16 protein-coding genes are annotated in these 17,709 nt (G+C 63.5%); 3 read left to right on the top strand and 13 right to left on the bottom strand.

Annotated elements, in window-relative coordinates; all coding sequences use genetic code 11:
* Positions 1 to 151: 151 nt before the first annotated feature.
* The 5 genes from OW493_RS01060 to OW493_RS01040 all read right to left on the bottom strand — a co-directional run bounded on the left by OW493_RS01060 (position 152) and on the right by OW493_RS01040 (position 4,669).
* Positions 152 to 733: a hypoxanthine-guanine phosphoribosyltransferase gene (locus OW493_RS01060; protein ID WP_077371987.1), complete on the bottom strand. Its 582-nt coding sequence runs from the start codon at positions 731 to 733 to the stop codon at positions 152 to 154.
* Complete coding sequence (locus OW493_RS01055) at positions 714 to 2,105, bottom strand: mechanosensitive ion channel family protein (protein ID WP_289862875.1); 1,392 nt, start codon at positions 2,103 to 2,105, stop codon at positions 714 to 716. The genes OW493_RS01060 and OW493_RS01055 overlap by 20 nt, the downstream gene beginning before the upstream one ends.
* 47 nt (positions 2,106 to 2,152) lie before the next feature.
* Positions 2,153 to 3,247, bottom strand: a complete 1,095-nt coding sequence (nagZ, locus tag OW493_RS01050; protein WP_279874177.1) for a beta-N-acetylhexosaminidase — start codon at positions 3,245 to 3,247, stop codon at positions 2,153 to 2,155.
* A 202-nt stretch (positions 3,248 to 3,449) separates the two neighbouring features.
* Positions 3,450 to 3,992: a L,D-transpeptidase gene (locus OW493_RS01045; RefSeq protein WP_289862874.1), complete on the bottom strand. Its 543-nt coding sequence runs from the start codon at positions 3,990 to 3,992 to the stop codon at positions 3,450 to 3,452.
* Positions 3,992 to 4,669 carry a TetR/AcrR family transcriptional regulator gene (locus OW493_RS01040; protein ID WP_289862873.1) on the bottom strand — a complete coding sequence of 226 codons (678 nt, stop codon included), beginning with the start codon at positions 4,667 to 4,669 and terminating at the stop codon, positions 3,992 to 3,994. The genes OW493_RS01045 and OW493_RS01040 overlap by 1 nt, the downstream gene beginning before the upstream one ends.
* 562 nt (positions 4,670 to 5,231) lie before the next feature.
* Here OW493_RS01040 and lexA point away from each other — a divergent pair.
* Positions 5,232 to 5,861, top strand: a complete 630-nt coding sequence (gene lexA, locus OW493_RS01035; RefSeq protein WP_077371975.1) for a transcriptional repressor LexA — start codon at positions 5,232 to 5,234, stop codon at positions 5,859 to 5,861.
* A 130-nt stretch (positions 5,862 to 5,991) separates the two neighbouring features.
* Here the strand turns inward: lexA and OW493_RS01030 are convergent, their stop codons facing one another.
* The 3 genes from OW493_RS01030 to topA all read right to left on the bottom strand — a co-directional run bounded on the left by OW493_RS01030 (position 5,992) and on the right by topA (position 9,606).
* Positions 5,992 to 6,231, bottom strand: coding sequence for a hypothetical protein (locus OW493_RS01030; protein ID WP_103751365.1), 240 nt, complete (start codon positions 6,229 to 6,231; stop codon positions 5,992 to 5,994).
* Positions 6,232 to 6,484: 253 nt separating this feature from the next.
* Positions 6,485 to 6,964, bottom strand: a complete 480-nt coding sequence (locus tag OW493_RS01025; RefSeq protein ID WP_077371969.1) for a DUF6586 family protein — start codon at positions 6,962 to 6,964, stop codon at positions 6,485 to 6,487.
* The gene (topA, locus tag OW493_RS01020) at positions 6,964 to 9,606 is read right to left on the bottom strand and encodes a type I DNA topoisomerase (RefSeq protein ID WP_077371966.1); all 2,643 of its coding nucleotides are present in this window, start codon (positions 9,604 to 9,606) and stop codon (positions 6,964 to 6,966) included. The genes OW493_RS01025 and topA overlap by 1 nt, the downstream gene beginning before the upstream one ends.
* A gap of 607 nt (positions 9,607 to 10,213) precedes the next feature.
* Here topA and pyk point away from each other — a divergent pair.
* Together pyk and OW493_RS01010 are read left to right on the top strand one after the other, a co-directional pair.
* Positions 10,214 to 11,683: a pyruvate kinase gene (pyk, locus tag OW493_RS01015; protein WP_077371963.1), complete on the top strand. Its 1,470-nt coding sequence runs from the start codon at positions 10,214 to 10,216 to the stop codon at positions 11,681 to 11,683.
* Positions 11,684 to 11,762: 79 nt separating this feature from the next.
* A complete protein-coding gene (locus tag OW493_RS01010; RefSeq protein ID WP_077371960.1) occupies positions 11,763 to 12,236 on the top strand; it encodes a methylglyoxal synthase in 474 nt (157 codons plus the stop codon).
* A gap of 229 nt (positions 12,237 to 12,465) precedes the next feature.
* Here the strand turns inward: OW493_RS01010 and OW493_RS01005 are convergent, their stop codons facing one another.
* From OW493_RS01005 to oadA, 5 genes are all read right to left on the bottom strand, one after another.
* Complete coding sequence (locus OW493_RS01005; RefSeq protein WP_289862871.1) at positions 12,466 to 13,218, bottom strand: isochorismatase family protein; 753 nt, start codon at positions 13,216 to 13,218, stop codon at positions 12,466 to 12,468.
* A gap of 183 nt (positions 13,219 to 13,401) precedes the next feature.
* Positions 13,402 to 14,091 (bottom strand): prephenate dehydratase domain-containing protein, encoded by a 690-nt coding sequence (locus OW493_RS01000; protein ID WP_289862868.1) that lies wholly within the window; start codon positions 14,089 to 14,091, stop codon positions 13,402 to 13,404.
* A 67-nt stretch (positions 14,092 to 14,158) separates the two neighbouring features.
* Positions 14,159 to 14,911: an SDR family oxidoreductase gene (locus OW493_RS00995; protein ID WP_289862867.1), complete on the bottom strand. Its 753-nt coding sequence runs from the start codon at positions 14,909 to 14,911 to the stop codon at positions 14,159 to 14,161.
* 227 nt (positions 14,912 to 15,138) lie between these two features.
* On the bottom strand, positions 15,139 to 15,690 hold the full coding sequence (gene gloA, locus OW493_RS00990; protein WP_077371949.1) for a lactoylglutathione lyase: 552 nt from the start codon (positions 15,688 to 15,690) through the stop codon (positions 15,139 to 15,141).
* Positions 15,691 to 15,808: 118 nt separating this feature from the next.
* Positions 15,809 to 17,647 carry a sodium-extruding oxaloacetate decarboxylase subunit alpha gene (gene oadA / locus OW493_RS00985; RefSeq protein WP_289862866.1) on the bottom strand — a complete coding sequence of 613 codons (1,839 nt, stop codon included), beginning with the start codon at positions 17,645 to 17,647 and terminating at the stop codon, positions 15,809 to 15,811.
* Between the last annotated feature and the right edge of the window lie 62 nt (positions 17,648 to 17,709).

The following is a 17,709-nucleotide window of genomic DNA, read 5'->3' as shown; positions in this document are numbered from 1 at the left end:
ATCGTCACGCTCTGCGCCAAGAGACGAGAAAAGGCCCCGAAAACGACACCACCCGCCGCGGTGGCCCGGGCGGGTGGTGATCACATGCAGGCGTGGCTGCGATGGTGAGACAAGACGGCAGCGCGACGAAACCGCCTCGTCTTCAGGAACGTTACAGCCCCTTGGGCGCGTAGATGCCCGGCGCGTTGCGCCAGTAGCCCTTGTAATCCATGCCGAAACCGAACAGGAAGCGGTCCTCGACATCCAGACCACAGAAGTCGGCCTTGAAGCCCGGATAGGCCTTGCGATCGTGCTTCTTGTCCACCAGCACACAGCTGGACACGCTGCGCGCACCCGCTTCACGGCAGTACTCGATGATGGCCGCCAGGGTGCCACCCTCATCGAGGATGTCATCGACGATGACCACGTCACGACCGGCCATCGGCAGTTCCGGATTGACGCGCCAGAACAGCTCGCCACCGCGCATGGCACCGCGGTAACGCGTCGCGTGCAGATAATCGACTTCCAGCGGGAACTTGAGTCGGGTCAACAGCTGACCTGCGGTAATCAGGCCGCCATTCATCACGCAGTAGAAGATCGGCATGCGATCACCAAGGCTGCGGGTCAACTCCCCGGCCATGCGATCAAGTGCGACCTCCAGCTCTGCCTGGGGAATCAGGCAGTCGGCGTTGTCCATCACGTCTCGCATTTCGGCATGCAGGGCGCTCAGGGAGTCAGGCGTCGGAGTCAGCATCGGGAGTTTCCTGGGTATCACTGGCCTCATCTCCACGTCGGGCGGACGTGGCAGAGGATGTAGCAGCGGAGGATGAAGCAGAACGGCGGGACCCGCTCTGCGCAGCGTGTGACGGCGAGGCTTCAGCGGCCTTGCCGTCCTGTTCGTCTTGCGGTCGGCGCGAGGACGACTCGCGATCAGCATTCGTGTCGCCTTGAGGAGCAGCGCCCTCGAGGGACAGCACGTCAGCGAAGTGCAGGCGCTGCCCCGGCAGGGCCACGTGTGCATCGTGCTCACGGATGATGTCATGGATGCGCAGCAGCACATCCTGCTTGATGGCGTGATACTTCACCCAGTCGGTGGTGCGCGTGAAGACGTACACGAAGAAGTCCAGCGAGTGTTCACCGTAGCTGTTGAAGTTCACGATCTGGGTCCGCGTCTGGTCGATCTCGTCATGCCCTTCCACCATCTCGCGGACCGCGGTGATGATGTCACCGACCCGGGTGGCATCTTCGTAACGCAAGCCAATGGTCTCGAAGATGCGCCGGTTGTACATCCGTGACGGATTCTCCACCGCGATGCTGGTGAAGATGGCGTTGGGGATGTAGAGCGGACGCATGTCGAAGGTGCGGATGCGCGTCAGCCGCCAGCCGATGTCCTCGACGGTGCCCTCGATCTCGCGGTCCGGCGAGCGAATCCAGTCACCGACCTTGAATGGACGGTCGAGATGGATCATCAGGGCACCGAAGAAGTTGGCCAGCAGATCACGCGCGGCGAAGCCCACCGCGATACCGCCGACCCCACCGAAGGCCATCACGCCGGACAGTGACACACCGAGATTCTGCAGGATGGCCAGACCCACCAGCACGATCACGACGGCACGCAGAAGCTTGCTAATCGCCGAGGCCGTGGTGGCATCCATCGCGTTGACGTTGGTGCCGGGCGGTGGCGTGGTACGCAGCGACTCGAAGCGCTTGATCATGCGAATCAACGCCCAGGCCAGCGCCAGCAGGGTGATGATCTGGCGCACCGTGCCCAGATAGGCCTCCAGGCTGCCGGGCGCGAACTGATGGGCAAGAATGTCCAGCGCGACCAGCGACCCCATGCTGTAGAGCCACAGAGACAGCGGATGGCGCAGCCCGTGCAGCAGCGCGTCATCCCACAGGTTGCGACTCTTCTCGGCATGCACGGCCAGGCGACTGAGCAGAATGCGCTCGCTCAGATGCAGCACGACCACGGCCACCAGCACCAGGGCGAGGTTGATCCCCCAGAGTGGCAGACCGAAGGTCTGCTCCACCCAGTTGCGCAGCGGCTCGACCCAGTGATTGATCATCTCTTCGGCAGGCGCCGCCAGCTTGTCGGCAGCCGCCTCGGTGGCGGATTTCTCAGCCATGTGGAGTCCTTGGGTGACGTCTGGAGGAAAAGCCCCTCAAGGCTGGCTCATTCAGCCAAGCCCGATGGCATGGCCACCTGCTCGAGCGGCTGACTGGCCGCCAGCGCCTCGAGACGTGCATGGGTACGCCGCCAGCGAGACAGCCCCGCAAGGCCCTCGAGCGTGGGGCGGGCGCGCCCGTAGCGCAGACGCGCCTGACGCTTGCCGGCATTGCGCTGCTCATCCCCATCGAGGCTGTCGAGCACGGCACGTGCGGCGGCGGGATCATTGCACACCAGCGCCATGTCGCAGCCGGCATCCAGTGCCAGACGAGCGCGCACTTCCGGCTCGCCCTCGGCCACGGCAGCCGCCATGCCCAGGTCATCGGAGAAGATGGCGCCCTTGAAACCGAACTCCTCACGCAGCAGCCCCAGCCAGCTTGGCGAGAAGCCGGCGGGGCGCGCATCGAAGTCGGGATAGATGACATGAGCCGGCATCACGCCACCCAGGCGATCCGCCAGCGCCGCGAAGGGCTTGAGATCATGCTCGCGCAGCTCGCGGAAGGGGCGGGGGTCGATCACGCGCTCGCGGTGGGTATCCGCCGCGATGCCACCATGACCGGGATAATGCTTGCCGACCGCTGCCATACCAGCTTCGCGCAGGCCCTCGATGAAGGCGGTCCCGACGGCAATCACGTCCTCGGGAGTCGTCCCGAAACTGCGGTCGCCGATGATGGTGGAACCCGCGACATCGATATCCAATACCGGCGCGAAGGTGATGTCGCAGCCAATGGCGGCCATCTCCATGCCCAGCAACCAGCCGGCGTCACGGGCAAACCCGAGCCCTGACGACTGGGCATCATCACCGCAGCCGTCACAGTCACGTCCCAGGCAGCAATGTGCCAGGGCGCGCATCGGCGGCAGGCGGGTCACGCCTTCGCGCAGCCGTTGCACCCGTCCGCCTTCCTGATCGATGGCGATCAACAGATGTGGATTGACGCGGCGGATCTCACCGCACAGCGCCAGCACCTGCTCGGGAGAAGCACAGTTGCGCGCAAACAGGATGACGCCGCCGACGGCGGGGCGTGCCAGTAGTTCACGTTCGTCAGACGTGAGGGTATGCCCCTCGACGTCGAGCATTACGGAGCCCAATGGCTGTGTCATGACATCCTTCCTGTCCATGGCCTGCTGGCCGTGTCATGCGCTGCAAGGCATGGCACGCACGGCAGGGTTTCATGTCGTTACGGGGCTCGGCAGCCTGGAAGACAAGCCTCAGGACAGGCGGCCGGCGCGAGGAAAGGCGCAATTCTAGCCGACTGAGCGCGACTCGAACAGTCGCGAGCACCAGCCGCCAGGCAACGCAGCGTCAGGCGTGCAACAGCACTGGCGTTCCGGCCGGCGCATGCCGGTAAAGGCACAGCAGATCCTCATCGCGCAGACGAATGCACCCATGGGAGGCCGGGGTGCCCATCGGCTCGCTGGACGGCGTACCATGGAAGTAGATGTAGCGCCGCAGGCTGTCGACGCGCTGTCCCGCCGCGTTGCGGCCACGGTTGATGCCGGACTCGCGACCGCTGAGCCACAGGATACGCGTCAGGATCCAGTCGCGTTCGGGGTGCTCGGCGGCCAGTCGAGGCGTGAACACCTCTCCCGTGAAGCGCCGCCCACGATAGACGGCACCACGCGGATTGCCCTCCCCGATCGCGGCGCGAACCACATGCCAGCCGGTCGGCGTGCAACCGCTGCCATCGAGCTCGCCGATACCGTTGAGGCCGCTGGAGATCGCACAGGCATGCACCAGCGTGTCAGGGTCAGCCGCGGGGGGCGGCGCATCACGACTGCCACTCGGCGCGTCATTGCGTATCTCGAGACGCTGGCGGGTGAGATCCACCGCCACCCAGCAAGCCATCAGCTGGCCGCCTGGGTGACCGCATCACCATCTCCGAGCGATGCCGGCAGCGGAGCCGCCATCGCCGCGACCACCACCGGACGCATGTGCTGGATCAGCTCGCGCACACTGGTGTGATGGCCGTATTCGGCCTCTTCGATATCGCGCAGTGCGTCCAGTCCCGAGAAGGTGAAGATCACGCTGCCGAGCATGAAGTGCAGACGCCAGAAGCGCTCGTTGTCTGGCAGGTCCGGCGTCGCAAGCTTCAGGAGCTCGGCGAAGCGGCTGAAGACCGTGCCGTAATGCTCGCGGATGTAGCGACGCATGTGGCCCTGCCCCTGGGTATAGGCAAGCCCGAGCAGGCGCATGAAGGTACGCAGGCTGTTGCGCTCGGCCGGCACCTCCAGCACCGTGCGCGCCATCACTTCCAGCAGCGTTTCCAGCGGCACCTGACGACCGGCATGCTGCTGCTCGACACTGTCGAGTGCCGCATGGAAACGCTCGCTGAAGGGGTCGAGATAGCGGGCGAACACTGCCTGGATCAATGACTTCTTTGAGCCGAAGTGATAATTGACCGCCGCCAGGTTGACCTTGGCCTTGCTGGTGATATTGCGCAGCGAGGTTTCGGCGAAGCCTCGCTCGGCGAACAGGACCTCGGCGGTATCGAGGATACGGGTAACGGTATCGGTCTGGGCCATGGGCGGATGCCTTGTCAGGTGATCAGTCACGAGGGGGCACGGGAGTCCTTGTCCCCCCGGGAAACGGCAAGGCCGTGGCCCGGGGGCGACTCTTCTCATGCAGGTCAATCAAACGACATGTCGGTCTTCACGCACCGCGTGTCAGGCAGCGACTCCGAGGCGGAGGCTGCCACGAGCCGTATCCCGAGCACAGGACAGAAGCACAGGACACACAGGGTCAGGTACCGGTAGCCTGATGCGCCCGACGAACATTCGTTTGAAACAAGATAATTCTAGCTGTCCATGCCATGACTGGCAATTGCTGGTTGTTTCAAACACTCGACAGCCAAGACCGGCAGGACGCGCATTCACGCGGGACGCTCGGGGACGGGATGGTCATGGGGTGTCCCGGACACCCGCTGTCTCGCGTCAGCATGTCGATGTCGACGAAGATGCCGGCAACGTTGCTGCCAAAGCACCCACGATGCCTTGCATGACCGCCATGACTGGATACAATGACAGTTGTATGGATGCACACCCCGTGCCGTCAGCTCAGATGCCGCCCAGGCCAAAGGCAATGCCCATGACTCAGCCGCTTACTCCGCGCCAGCAGGATGTCTTCGACTTCATCATCAAGACCATCAAGTCCTCAGGCTATCCGCCAACGCGTGCCGAAATCGCCCAGGCACTGGGCTTTCGCTCACCGAATGCCGCGGAAGAGCATCTGCGCGCCCTGAAACGCAAGGGAGCCATCGAGATGGTGCCGGGCACCTCGCGGGGCATCCGCGTGCCGTCTCTGGCCGAGGCGGAAGAGGATAGCGAGCAGGGCCTGCCGGTCATCGGGGAAGTGGCCGCTGGCAGTCCTATCCTGGCCAGCCAGCATATCGATCGCCATTGCCCGCTGCCCAGTGACTACTTCTCGCCTGCCGCCGACTATCTACTGCGCGTACGCGGGGTCTCGATGAAGGATGTCGGCATTCTGGAAGGTGACCTGCTGGCCGTGCACCGCACGAGCAGCGTGCGTGACGGACAGATCGTGGTGGCGCGTCTGGGGGATGAAGTGACGGTGAAGCGTTTCCGTCGCGATGGCCATTACGTATGGCTGGAAGCCGAGAACGAGGACTTCGCTCCCATCAAGGTGGATCTGCGCACGGACAGCCTGGAAATCGAGGGCCTCGGCGTGGGCGTGATCCGCGATGGCGGCCTGCACTGATCTCAAGGCTCGCAGGCAGTCTGTCCTCACAGCGCTGACGCGCAGATGACGATTGTCGCCATCAGGGCATCCACGAAAAAACCCGCCGATTGGCGGGTTTTTTCGTGACAGGCAGACATGCGGGAAGTGCTCAGTGCACCATGCCTTCCGACTGCTCGTCTTCATCATCCTCGCCATCCCACAGGCGGGTGCGGGTGATGGCGTGGTCGATCATCTCACGCGCGACCTCGAAGCGATTGTCACGCAGCAGATCGGCAGCTTCATCGGAGATGCGGATACTGAGAAGTGGCTCACCTTCACTCTCGGCGGCACGCAGGATCACTTCCCCATCTTCCATTTGCACGATTTCAAGTACGGCGGGATCGGACACGTCATTCCTCCTGCACGGCATCCTGAGGATACCGGCGTCGTTGTGATCGTCAGCTTGACGGCGGGCAGGCCCTGCGACTTGCAGTCACTGGCGACAATGCAGAAAAAAGTACGACCACAGCCAGAGCCATGGTCGTACCGGAGAATGCAGGGCTTGCCACAATGCCGCCAGTCTAGCACCCGTCATGCCAGGGCGTCACCTGAATGACAGGTGCGTGACATGCCAGCGCCTTCGGGTCAGGCAAGGCGCGACGCTACCACTCCACATTCGACTCGCGAAGGTGTGACAGCAACGCCTTCATGGCGCTGACTGCCGTGGCGAGACGCTCTGCCAGAGGCGCATTGGCCGCCGCGGCGATGATGAGACCATCGCCACGCGCCTGGCCTTCCTCACGCCGGGCAGCACCGCCCTCTTCATGCAGACGCGTGATATCGGCCACCAGCTGGCTCAACCAACTGTCCGGCTGCGCCTGCAGGCTTCGCAACTGCTCGATTTCCGCCACGGGAGTCGGCGGTGTGGCCAGCCGCTCGCGCCAGCTGCCCTCAGGCCAGCGTGCCGACGCGGCGCACTCCTCGATCAACGAGGCCAATGCCAGCTCCATCAACGCCAGCGCCCCTTCCTCACCGGCCATGCGCCGTGCGACGGCATGCTCATCACGCGTCGCGACGGCCGCCTGCTCCAGCAGCAACTCGGCCTGATACAGCAGTTGATTGGTGCGGCCACGCTGGCTCATCAGCTCTTGGCTCCCTTGCGCTTGTCCTCGACGACCCAACGGCCGTTGTCGAAGGTCGCCTTCCACCCCGTCGCCTTGCCATCTTCGTCCGTCATCACGAACTGCTCCTTGGCCTTGCGCGAGAAACGAATCTGCGTCGGGCGGCCATCGGGGTCTTTCTCCGGCGCCTTGAGGATGAAGTGATACTTCTCCGGCAGCTCGTCGGCATGCGCCTTGAGCTCGCTGACCAGCGGCGGACGCGTCTCGCGATTCTTGGGGAACTGACTGGCGGCAAGGAACAGGCCACTGGCGCCATCACGCAGCACGTAGTGATCCTCGACCTTCACGCAGGCAAGTTCCGGCATGGGGATCGGGTCCATCTTCGGCGGCGCGACCTCCCCGGACTTGAGCAGCTTGCGGGTGTTCTTGCAATCCTCGTTGGTGCAGCCGAAGTACTTGCCGAAACGCCCGGTCTTGAGCTGCATGTCGGCACCGCACTTGTCGCACTCGATGACCGGCCCATCGTAGCCCTTGATGCGGAACTGACCCTGCTCGACTTCATGTCCCACGCAGTCCGGGCTGTTGCCGCAGACGTGCAGCTTGCGCTGCTCGTCGATCAGATAGCTGTCCATGGCCGTGGCGCAGATCGGGCAACGGCGCTTGGCACGCAGTGCATCGGTCTCGGCATTCTCATCCGCGTCAGCGGCGACCGCCTCATCCCCCGGCAACAGGTCGATGGTGGTCTTGCAGCGCTCCTTGGGCGGAAGGTTGTAACCGGAGCACCCCAGGAAGACGCCGGTGGAGGCGGTACGGATCTGCATCTCGCGACCACAGGTCGGGCAGGCGATATCGGTCGGCACCGGCTGATTCGGGCGCATGCCCTCTTCTGACTGGGCGTGATCCAGCTCGGCCTTGAACTCGGCGTAGAAGGCATCCAGCAGCTCGCGCCAGTTGCGCTGACCATTGGCCACCTCATCGAGGTAGTCTTCCATGCGCGCAGTGAAGCCGAAGTCCATCAGGTCCTTAAAGGATTCACTGAGACGATCAGTGACGATGTCACCCAGCTTCTCGGCGTAGAAACGCCGATTTTCCAGCGCCACGTAACCACGATCCTGAATGGTCGAGATGATGGCCGCATAGGTCGAAGGACGGCCGATGCCGCGCTTCTCCAGCTCCTTGACCAGACTGGCTTCGGTGTAACGCGCCGTCGGCTTGGTGAAGTGCTGCTGCGGGTCCAGCTCGACCAGCTCCAGCACCTCGCCGATGGCCAGGTCCGGCAGTGACTGGTCCTCTTCCTTCTTGCCCGCCGGCTTCATCACGCGGGTATAACCGTCAAACTTGAGCACCCGGCCCTTGGCGCGCAGCTCGTAGCCATCGACCTCGATGGTCAGGGTCGAGGACAGATACTCTGCCGGCACCATCTGGCAGGCGACGAACTGACGCCAGATCAGCTCATACAGACGCTCCGCGTCACGCTCCATGCCGGTGAGGTCCGTCGCGCGACGCGCCACCTCGGAAGGACGGATCGCTTCGTGAGCTTCCTGGGCGCCTTCCTTGCTGGAGTAGACGTTGGCGGCCTGCGGCAGATAGTTGTCGCCGAATTCCTCAGCGATGAAGTCCCGCGCGGTGGCCACCGCGTCCGCCGACAGATTGGTCGAGTCGGTACGCATGTAAGTGATGTAACCGGCCTCGTAGAGGCGCTGCGCCATCATCATGGTCTTCTTGACCGAGAAGCCCAGACGACTGCTGGCCGCCTGCTGCAGGGTCGAGGTGATGAAGGGGGCATTCGGCTTGGAGCGGGTCGGCTTGTCTTCGCGATTGGAAATCGCGAGCCGAGCGGTACGCAGCGCCGCGATGCGATCCAGCGTTTCCTTCTCGCTGGTCGGACGGAAGGCCTTGCCATCCTGACGCGCCAGCTCGAAACGGATCGCCTCGCCGCTGGTCGCGGCAAGCTCTGCGTGCACATCCCAGAATTCTTCCGGAATGAAGGCACGGATCTCACGCTCACGCTCGACGATCAAGCGCACGGCAACCGACTGCACTCGCCCGGCCGACAGCCCACGAGCCACCTTGGCCCACAGCAGCGGCGAGACCATGAAACCGACGACACGATCCAGATAGCGACGCGCCTGCTGAGCATGCACGCGGTCCATCTTCAGATCGCCCGGCTCATCGAAGGCCGCCGTGATCGCCTTCTTGGTGATCTCGTTGAACACCACGCGCTTGTAGCGGGTATCGTCGCCACCGATGGTCTCGCGCAGGTGCCAGGCAATCGCCTCACCTTCGCGGTCCAGATCCGTCGCGAGATAGATGGTGTCGGCCTTCTCGGCCAGGCGCGTCAGCTCGGAGACGACCTTTTCCTTGCCGGGCAGGATCTCGTAATGCGCCTCCCAGCCGTTCTCCGGGTCTACCCCCATGCGACGGATGAGCTGCGTCTTGGCCTTCTTTTCCTTGTGAGCCGCCTTGGCTTCCGGCGACATCTTGCGCGTCTCGGCTGCCTGACGGGCACGCTCCTTGGGATCGGTGGCCTGCTTGCCGCTACCGCTGGTCGGCAGATCGCGGATATGCCCGACACTCGACTTCACCACGAAGTCGTTGCCGAGATACTTGTTGATGGTCTTGGCCTTGGCAGGCGACTCGACGATCACCAGTGACTTGCCCATGGTTGCTCGCATCTCCTGGCCGGCGCTGACTGCACCGGCGAATGACTCGTAGCGCTGGGTTTTATCCCAGCCTAAAAATGCGCCTACCCTACCCCAGCATTTCAGCGCTGACCAGCAATGTTGCCAGCACCACGACATGTGGGTGGTGGCAGCGGACATCACACACCACCCCGAATCTCGAGAATCGACGCCCGAGGCATGACGCGGTCATCGACCGGCACCCGGACCTGCCAGACCCGCCAGGTGCATGTGTCGCCATGACGACAGGAAAGCCATGACTATATATAAGTGGCCTTTTCACGATTCGTCACATCAGTGTGGCATTACTGACACAGGCAGTGGCAGGCCTGCGGGTCAACGTAGATGCCATCCTCACAGCCAGGGCCTCTCGGATCACGCCATGTCTGACTGGCCACCAGCCTGACGCCAGCGCTTGTGAAGACGCAAGTCATGTCGCTACCATCGCCGCCATGGCAGCCGAATCACTCACGCGCTACCACACCAATCAACCACGACACTCGACAGGCTCCCTTTACGTCGTCAATGTAGTAAAATGACAACACAAACCGCCTGACCCCTCACGCAAGTGTTCAAGGAGTATGTTCTCATGCCGCACGCGTTCAACGGCCCGATCCGCCGCACCAAGATTGTCGCCACACTCGGTCCGGCCAGTGACAAGCCGGGCGTCCTCGACGCGATGATCCGTGCCGGAGTGGATGTGGTTCGCCTCAACTTCTCTCACGGCAGCCCCGAAGACCACCGCATGCGTGCCGAGGCCGTCCGTGCCGCCGCCGCCGCCCAGGGCCGCAGCGTCGCCGTGCTGGGTGATCTGCAGGGTCCGAAGATCCGCATCGCCCGCTTCAAGGACACCGCTGTCCAGCTTCAGGAAGGCCAACCGTTCATCCTGGACATCGGCCTGGGCCGCGATGAAGGTACCGTCGAGCGTGTCGGCTGCGACTATCAGCAACTGGCCGATGACGTGGTCGCCGGCGACGTTCTGCTGCTTGATGACGGTCGCGTGGTGCTCGAGGTCAACGAACTCAAGGGCAACGAGATCCACACCACCGTCAAGGTGGGTGGCAAGCTGTCCAACAACAAGGGCATCAACAAGCAAGGCGGTGGCCTGTCCGCCGAGGCGCTGACCGAGAAGGACAAGGCAGACCTCAAGACCGCCATCGACATCGGCGTGGACTATCTGGCCGTCTCCTTCCCGCGCAGTGGCGCCGACATGCAGCTGGCACGTGAGCTGCTGGGCGAGGAAGGTCGTGACATCGGCCTGATCGCCAAGGTCGAGCGCGCCGAAGCCGTGGCCGACGACGCCGTGCTCGACGGCATCATCCTCGCCAGTGAAGGCGTGATGGTGGCGCGTGGCGATCTGGGCGTGGAGATCGGCGACGCACAGCTGATCGGCGTGCAGAAGCGCATGATCCGCCGCGCCCGCAGCCTCAACCGCGTGGTCATCACCGCGACCCAGATGATGGAGTCGATGATCAGCGCCCCGCTGCCGACCCGCGCCGAAGTCTTCGACGTCGCCAATGCCGTGCTCGACGGCACCGACGCCGTGATGCTGTCGGCCGAGACCGCGGCAGGCGATTTCCCGGTCGAGACCATCGAGACCATGGATCGTGTCTGCCTGGGTGCCGAGCGCGAGCGTGCCGCCCAGGAATCCCAGCACCGCATCCACGAAGGCTTCAGCAAGACAGACGAGACCATCGCACTGTCTGCCATGTACGCGGCCAACCACCTGACCGGTGTCGTGGCCATCGTCTGCATGACCGAATCCGGCTATACCCCGCTGATCGCCTCGCGCATCCGCTCGGGTCTGCCGATCGTCGGTCTCGCCCAGGATCAGAAGACCCAGCGCCGCATGGCCCTCTATCGTGGCGTGGTGTCCCTGCCCTTCGATTCCAGCGAGCTGCCGGCGCAGGAGATCAACCGTCGCGCCATCGCCGAGCTGGAAGCGCGCGGCATCGCCAACCGTGGTGATCTGGTGATTCTGACTCGCGGCGATCAGATGAATGCCCACGGTGGCACCAACACCATGAAGATCGTCACTGTCGGTGGCACCATCGACTGAGCGACCGGCATCGACGGATCGACACCGGCAGCGTTATCACTGGCGGGGCTGACCCCCCGCCTTCAGGAGATCAAGCGGCATGAGCGAGCAACGACCCAAGCGCCAGGCACGACGCACCCTGGCAGAACGCAAGCGGATTGCGCTGGTGGCTCACGATGGCAAGAAGGATGAGATGCTGGCCTGGGCCATGCGCTGGCGCGATGAGCTGTCACGCCACCAGCTGCTGGGCACCGGCACCACGGCCCGACGCATCAGCAAGGAGCTCGGACTTGAGGTCGAAGGCCTGATGAGCGGGCCGCTGGGCGGTGATCAGCAGATCGGTGCGCGCATCGCCGAAGGCAATCTCGACCTGCTCATCTTCCTGTGGGACCCGTTCGCTCCGATGCCGCACGACCCTGACGTCAAGGCGCTGCTGCGCCTGGCGACACTGTGGAACGTGCCGGTGGCCAACAATGTCGCGAGTGCCGACTTCATGTTCCACTCATCACTGATGTCGGAGTCGGTCGAGATCGCGGTCCCCGATGCCAATGACTGGGTCAGCACCCGCGCCTGACACTGGCACATTGCCGATACACGTAAACGCCCGCCCCTCATTTGAGTGGGCGGGCGTTTACGTATGGACCCATGTCAGCGTGATCCAAACCGTCATTGGCTTCATGCAGGACAGCGAATATCCGCGAAAATGTCGTAATCAAACTACATTTCGGACCTTTACCTGACTGGCTAGCTGGCTAGCTGGCTGGCTAACGGCAACATGCCCCTTCCTCCAGGCGTCTGATGCCTCACGCCTGAATCCTGAGCTGGCTGGCGATGATCGCCCCGCGTGAGGCCATGCAATAGAGCCCGATGTGATGGGCGTCTCGCTGCGGGTGGATGGCGGGCGCAGGCAATCCAAGGGCAGCCACGCTTTCCTCACTCAGATCATAGGTGGCGCAGGCAGGCTCCAGCACCACGATGTCGCTCACCTCGCCCAGCAGACCATGATTGCGTGCAGAGAGAAGCGTCAGCACCAGGTCCATCACGCAGATGTCCGTGCAGATTCCCGCCACTATCAGCGTCTTCAGTCGCTGCCGGCCAACCCAATCCTGCAGCGCATTGACACCGCTTGCCGGGTCGATCGCGCCAATATATCCATTGATGCAATCCTTGCGTACCAGAGTGGCATGCGGATCGCTCTCCAGCCACGCAAGCTCGGCCACCAGCTCATCCTCGCCACTGCCCTGCTCACAGTGAGCGGGATAGGGCGGCTCCGGGACGCCGGGTGAGTGGGAGTCAATGAAAGCCAGCAGTGGGCGGCCGTGCGCCGAGAAACAGCGCGCCACGTCGTTACTGAGCGCCACCATGCGGGTTACCTGGGCATTGTCGGCCTGCGGGGCCAGAGCGCCTCCTTGCACCTGACAGAAGCCGTTGATCTCATCGACCAGAATCAGTCCGGCACTCGGCAGCGAACATTCGTAAGGGGCAGGCCGTACCGGCAGGCGCGCATCCAGCGCAAGGGGGGAGTCGAGAGGCGCGGGGGATGCAGGAAACGACAACGGCGAGCTGTCGGGGCTGCTGGCCGAGGTAGCATCGGCCTTTGACGCTCTCGTGTCAGTCTCTGAGGAAGCAATGGAGTGAGGCATCGTGTCGTACCCGAGGCAAGGAAAGCCTTCAGAGTATCAGCAGGTCACCGGACATGGCAGCGACGCACGGGCGATGGCTGCCATGTCGAAGGATACTCAGCCCGGATCAGACTCGCCTGCCACACAATCTGGCGAAGTTGAGGGCGCGTCGTCCAGATATCCCTGGCCACGCACGCTGCTGGTATCGCGCTTCAACACCGCAAACTGAGCGACACGCCCGGGGTCGTCCTCGATCCGCTCGGCAAGGCACACCAGACCCGGCCTGCGTGCGAGAGACGGTGGCGCGATCGCCAGGGTATCGTGGCGCCCCTCGGCCATATCCAGCGCATCCGCCATGTGCAGGCATTCGATGCGTGCGACACCGGGGAGATTGTGCTCAAGCCACTCGCTGCACTCCTCGAACAGAGCCTCGCGCGCCACGATGCGCTGGACCTTCGAGGGACAGAGGTCCGGTGGCCCCAGCAGGCTGAGGCTGATGGCACGGAAAAGCCGACGCTCCACCCGAATGCCCGGCCAGCAGGCCAACGCCTCGTGGGTGGCCGTCACCGGTCGCTGATGCCCTCTTGACCAGGGGACGACGGCAGCCTCCACCTCTCCTCTCACCAGGGCGTTGACCACCTCTTCGATGCCCGCATAGGCACTCAAGGTGGCATTCGAGGCATACATCTTGGCGGCGCATTCGCGTGAGTACCCCCCGAGCCGTCCCGGGTAGCCGACCCGCAGCACATGAGCCGATGCGCGCGTTGTCGATGCATTTTCCTGAGCTTCGCTTACCGTCACCTTCATCCCTGCCCCTCATGACAACGACTGATGAACATCCGACTTGCCATCAGCATAGCCGTAAATGGCGCACTCAGGCGAAACCACCATTGGCGCCGATGACCTGCCCGGTGACCCAGGCGGATTCCTCACCGGCCAACCAGGCCACGACGGCCGCGATATCCGTGGCATCCGCGATACGTCCCAGCGCTGCCATGCCCTTGAGACGCTCGATGGTCTCCTCGCTCTTGCCATGCCGGAACAGCCCGGTATCCGTCGGGCCCGGCGCCACGGCATTGACGGTAATCCCGCGTGCGCCGACCTCCTTGGCCAGCACGCGAGTGAGCTGGTCCACCGCGGCCTTGGACGCCGCATAGGGACCATAGGTGGCGAACATCTGGCGCGTCACGGAGGTGGAGATATTGATCACGCGGCCCCCATCACGCAGCTTGCGCGAGGCTTCGCGCATCATGTTGAAGCTGCCGGTGAGGTTGGCCTGCATCAGACTGGAAAAGTCCTCATCCGTGAACTCGGCCAGCGGCTTGTAGAGGCTCATCCCGGCATTGTTGACCAGAATATCCACTCCGCCATAGTGCTCAGTGGCCACCGTGAACAGCTGACTGGCCATCTTGCTGTCGCCGACATCGCCCTGGACGGCAAGCGCCTGCCCGCCAGCTGCCTCTATCTCGGCCACCACCTGATTCGCCCCATCGACATCACTGCGGTAATTGACCACCACCCGGGCGCCGTCCGCCGCCAGACGCTGAGCGATGCCTGCGCCGATGCCGCGCGAGGCTCCGGTCACCACCGCCACCTTGCCGCTCAACTGCTGTGCATTCTCCGACATGGCTGTCTCCCCTTTCGTCATGGGCCATCGATTTCAAGGTCCCTCAATCTCAAGGTCCCTCAATCTCAAGGTCCCTCAATCTCGAACCTTGAGCGTCTCAGTCAGACCTCATCATTGCAGCAACCGGATGCCACTGACACCCCTGCAACGCGGGGTTTCGTATCAACGAAAGAACCGCCACCCCGGGCATGCCGGTGGTGGCGGTTCTTTTACATCGGAGGCCTACCTCAGGCTTGGCCGTTGGCCTGACGCTCGAAGGTATCGGCACGCAGGATCTCGATCCAGTAGCCGTCGGGATCCTTGACGAAGGCCAGACCCTTCATCTTGCCATCATCGGGGCGCTTGACGAACTCGACACCCAGCGATTCGAAGCGCTCGCTGGCGGCGTAGACGTCCGGCACGCTGACCCCGATGTGGCCGAAGCCCTGAGGCTGGGCGTTGCCGTCATGATAGGCGAAGTCCGGGTCGTCCTCGGTCCCCCAGTTGTGCGTCAGCTCCAGCATCGCCTCACGCCCGAAGGTGTAGGTGGTACGCTTGAGATCATCACTCGGCACGTCGCTGGCCTGGTCGTCGTCCAGATAGGCGAGGAAATAGAGGCTGAACTGCATTTCCGGGAAGTCGAGCTTGCGCACCAGGCGCATGCCGAGCACACGGGTATAGAAGTCCAGACTACGCGTCGGATCCTTGATGCGCAGCATGGTCTGGTTGAAGACATAGCCTCGGGTAGCCGGATCAATCTGCTCACTCAGGCCGGGAACCTGCTCGAAATGTGTTGCCATGATGGTCCTTCCACAGGAAAGGACGGCAGGACATCCACGATGCCCGGCCGTCCCTGGTGATCGAATAGCTGTCAGATGGAGTCGGCGAGCGGGTTTTGCAACCTCGCCGGCCGCGGCATCACTCGATTTCGATCAGTACTTCCCCCGGCGTGACGCGATCGCCGCGAGCCACGTGGATGGCCTTGACGGTACCGTCGACGCGCGCCGTGATCTCGGTCTCCATCTTCATCGCCTCGCTGATCAGCACCGACTGGCCTGCCGTGACGCTGTCACCCACCGCCACCAGCACCTCGACGATATTGCCCGGCATCGCCGTGGTGACGTGCCCCGGCGCAGACGCACTCGCGCGCCCGCCGCTCTGGCCACCTGCCACGTAATCGTCCTTGGCTTCGAACACCACCTCTTCCGGCATGCCATCCAGGGTCAGATAGACGTGACGCTTGCTGCCCTTGGCACCGCCGACGCCGGTGATCTGCACCGCATAGGACTCGCCGTGGACATCGATGACGAACTCGGTCGGCACGCCGGAAGACACCGGACGCTCCGCCTCGCCCTGGGGGATGATTTCCGGCGTGAGGGTGCCGGCGCGGCGCTCGCTGAGAAAGTCACGTCCCAGCTCCGGGAACATGGCAAAGGTCAAGACATCCTCAGGGGACTCGGCCAGCTCGCCCAGCTCCTCGGTGAGACGCGCCATTTCCGGGCTCAGCAGATCCGCCGGACGCCCGACCTCCACCGGTGCGTTGCCGATGGCACGCGAGCGAACCTCTTCGTTGACCGGTGCCGGCGCCTGGCCATAGCCGCCCTGCAGATAGCGCTTCACTTCATTGGTGATGCTCTTGTAGCGCTCACCGGTCAGCACGTTGAGCACCGCCTGGGTACCGACGATCTGTGAGGTCGGGGTGACCAGCGGCGGATAGCCCAGATCGGCACGCACACGCGGAATCTCGGCGAAGACCTCGCGGATGCGCTCCAGCGCATTCTGCTCCTTCAACTGACTGGCCAGGTTCGACATCATGCCGCCGGGAATCTGGCTGATCTGGACCGAGACATCCTCACGGGTGAATTCACTCTCGAAAGCCGAATACTTGCGGCGCACCTCACTGAAGTAGTCACCGATCTCACGCAGCGACTCCAGTTCCAGTCCGGTGTCCCAGCGAGTGTCACGCAGCGAGGCGACGAAGGATTCGGTGGCCGGGTGGCTGGTGCCACCGGCGAAGGCCGAGATGCAGGTATCGATGTGGCGGCAGCCCGCCTCGACGGCCTTGATCTGACATTGCGGTGCCAGGCCTGCCGTGGCATGGCTGTGCAGGTGGATCGGCACTTCGACAGCCTCGACCAGCGCACTCACCAGGTCGAAGGTGGCATACGGGGTCAGCAGCCCGGCCATGTCCTTGATCGCGATGGAATCGGCGCCCATCTCGACCAGCTTGCGCGCCTGCTCGACATACATCTCCAGCGTATGCACCGGGCTCACGGTGTAGCAGATGGTGCCCTGGGCGTGCTTGCCGGCCTTCTTGACTGCGCGCATGGCGGTTTCCATGTTGCGCAGGTCATTCAGGGCATCGAACACGCGGAAGATATCGATGCCGCCGGCCGCGGCACGCTCGACGAAGGCCTCCACCACGTCATCGGCATAATGACGATAGCCGAGCAGGTTCTGACCGCGCAGCAGCATCTGCAGCGGCGTGTTGGGCATGGCTTCCTTGAGCGACTTCAGACGCGCCCAGGGGTCTTCCTTCAGAAAGCGCACACAGGCATCGAAGGTCGCACCGCCCCAGACCTCGAGGCTGTAGAAGCCGGCCTGATCGAGACGTGCCGCGATGGGCAGCATGTCCTCGGTGCGCATGCGCGTGGCGATCAATGACTGGTGGCCATCACGCAGGACGACTTCGGTGACCTTGACGGCATCAGCCGCAGAGTCGCTCACGGCATGGGGAGTGGAGGTAGCAGCAGTCATGTCAGGTGTCCTTGTCATTGTTGGTTGAGGAGTCGGGGGAAGGACTCGAACGGCATGTCAGG

This window comes from Cobetia sp. 14N.309.X.WAT.E.A4 (genome assembly GCF_030397495.1).
Taxonomy (GTDB): Bacteria; Pseudomonadota; Gammaproteobacteria; order Pseudomonadales; family Halomonadaceae; genus Cobetia; species Cobetia marina.
This window is presented reverse-complemented; position numbering and strand designations above follow the sequence as displayed.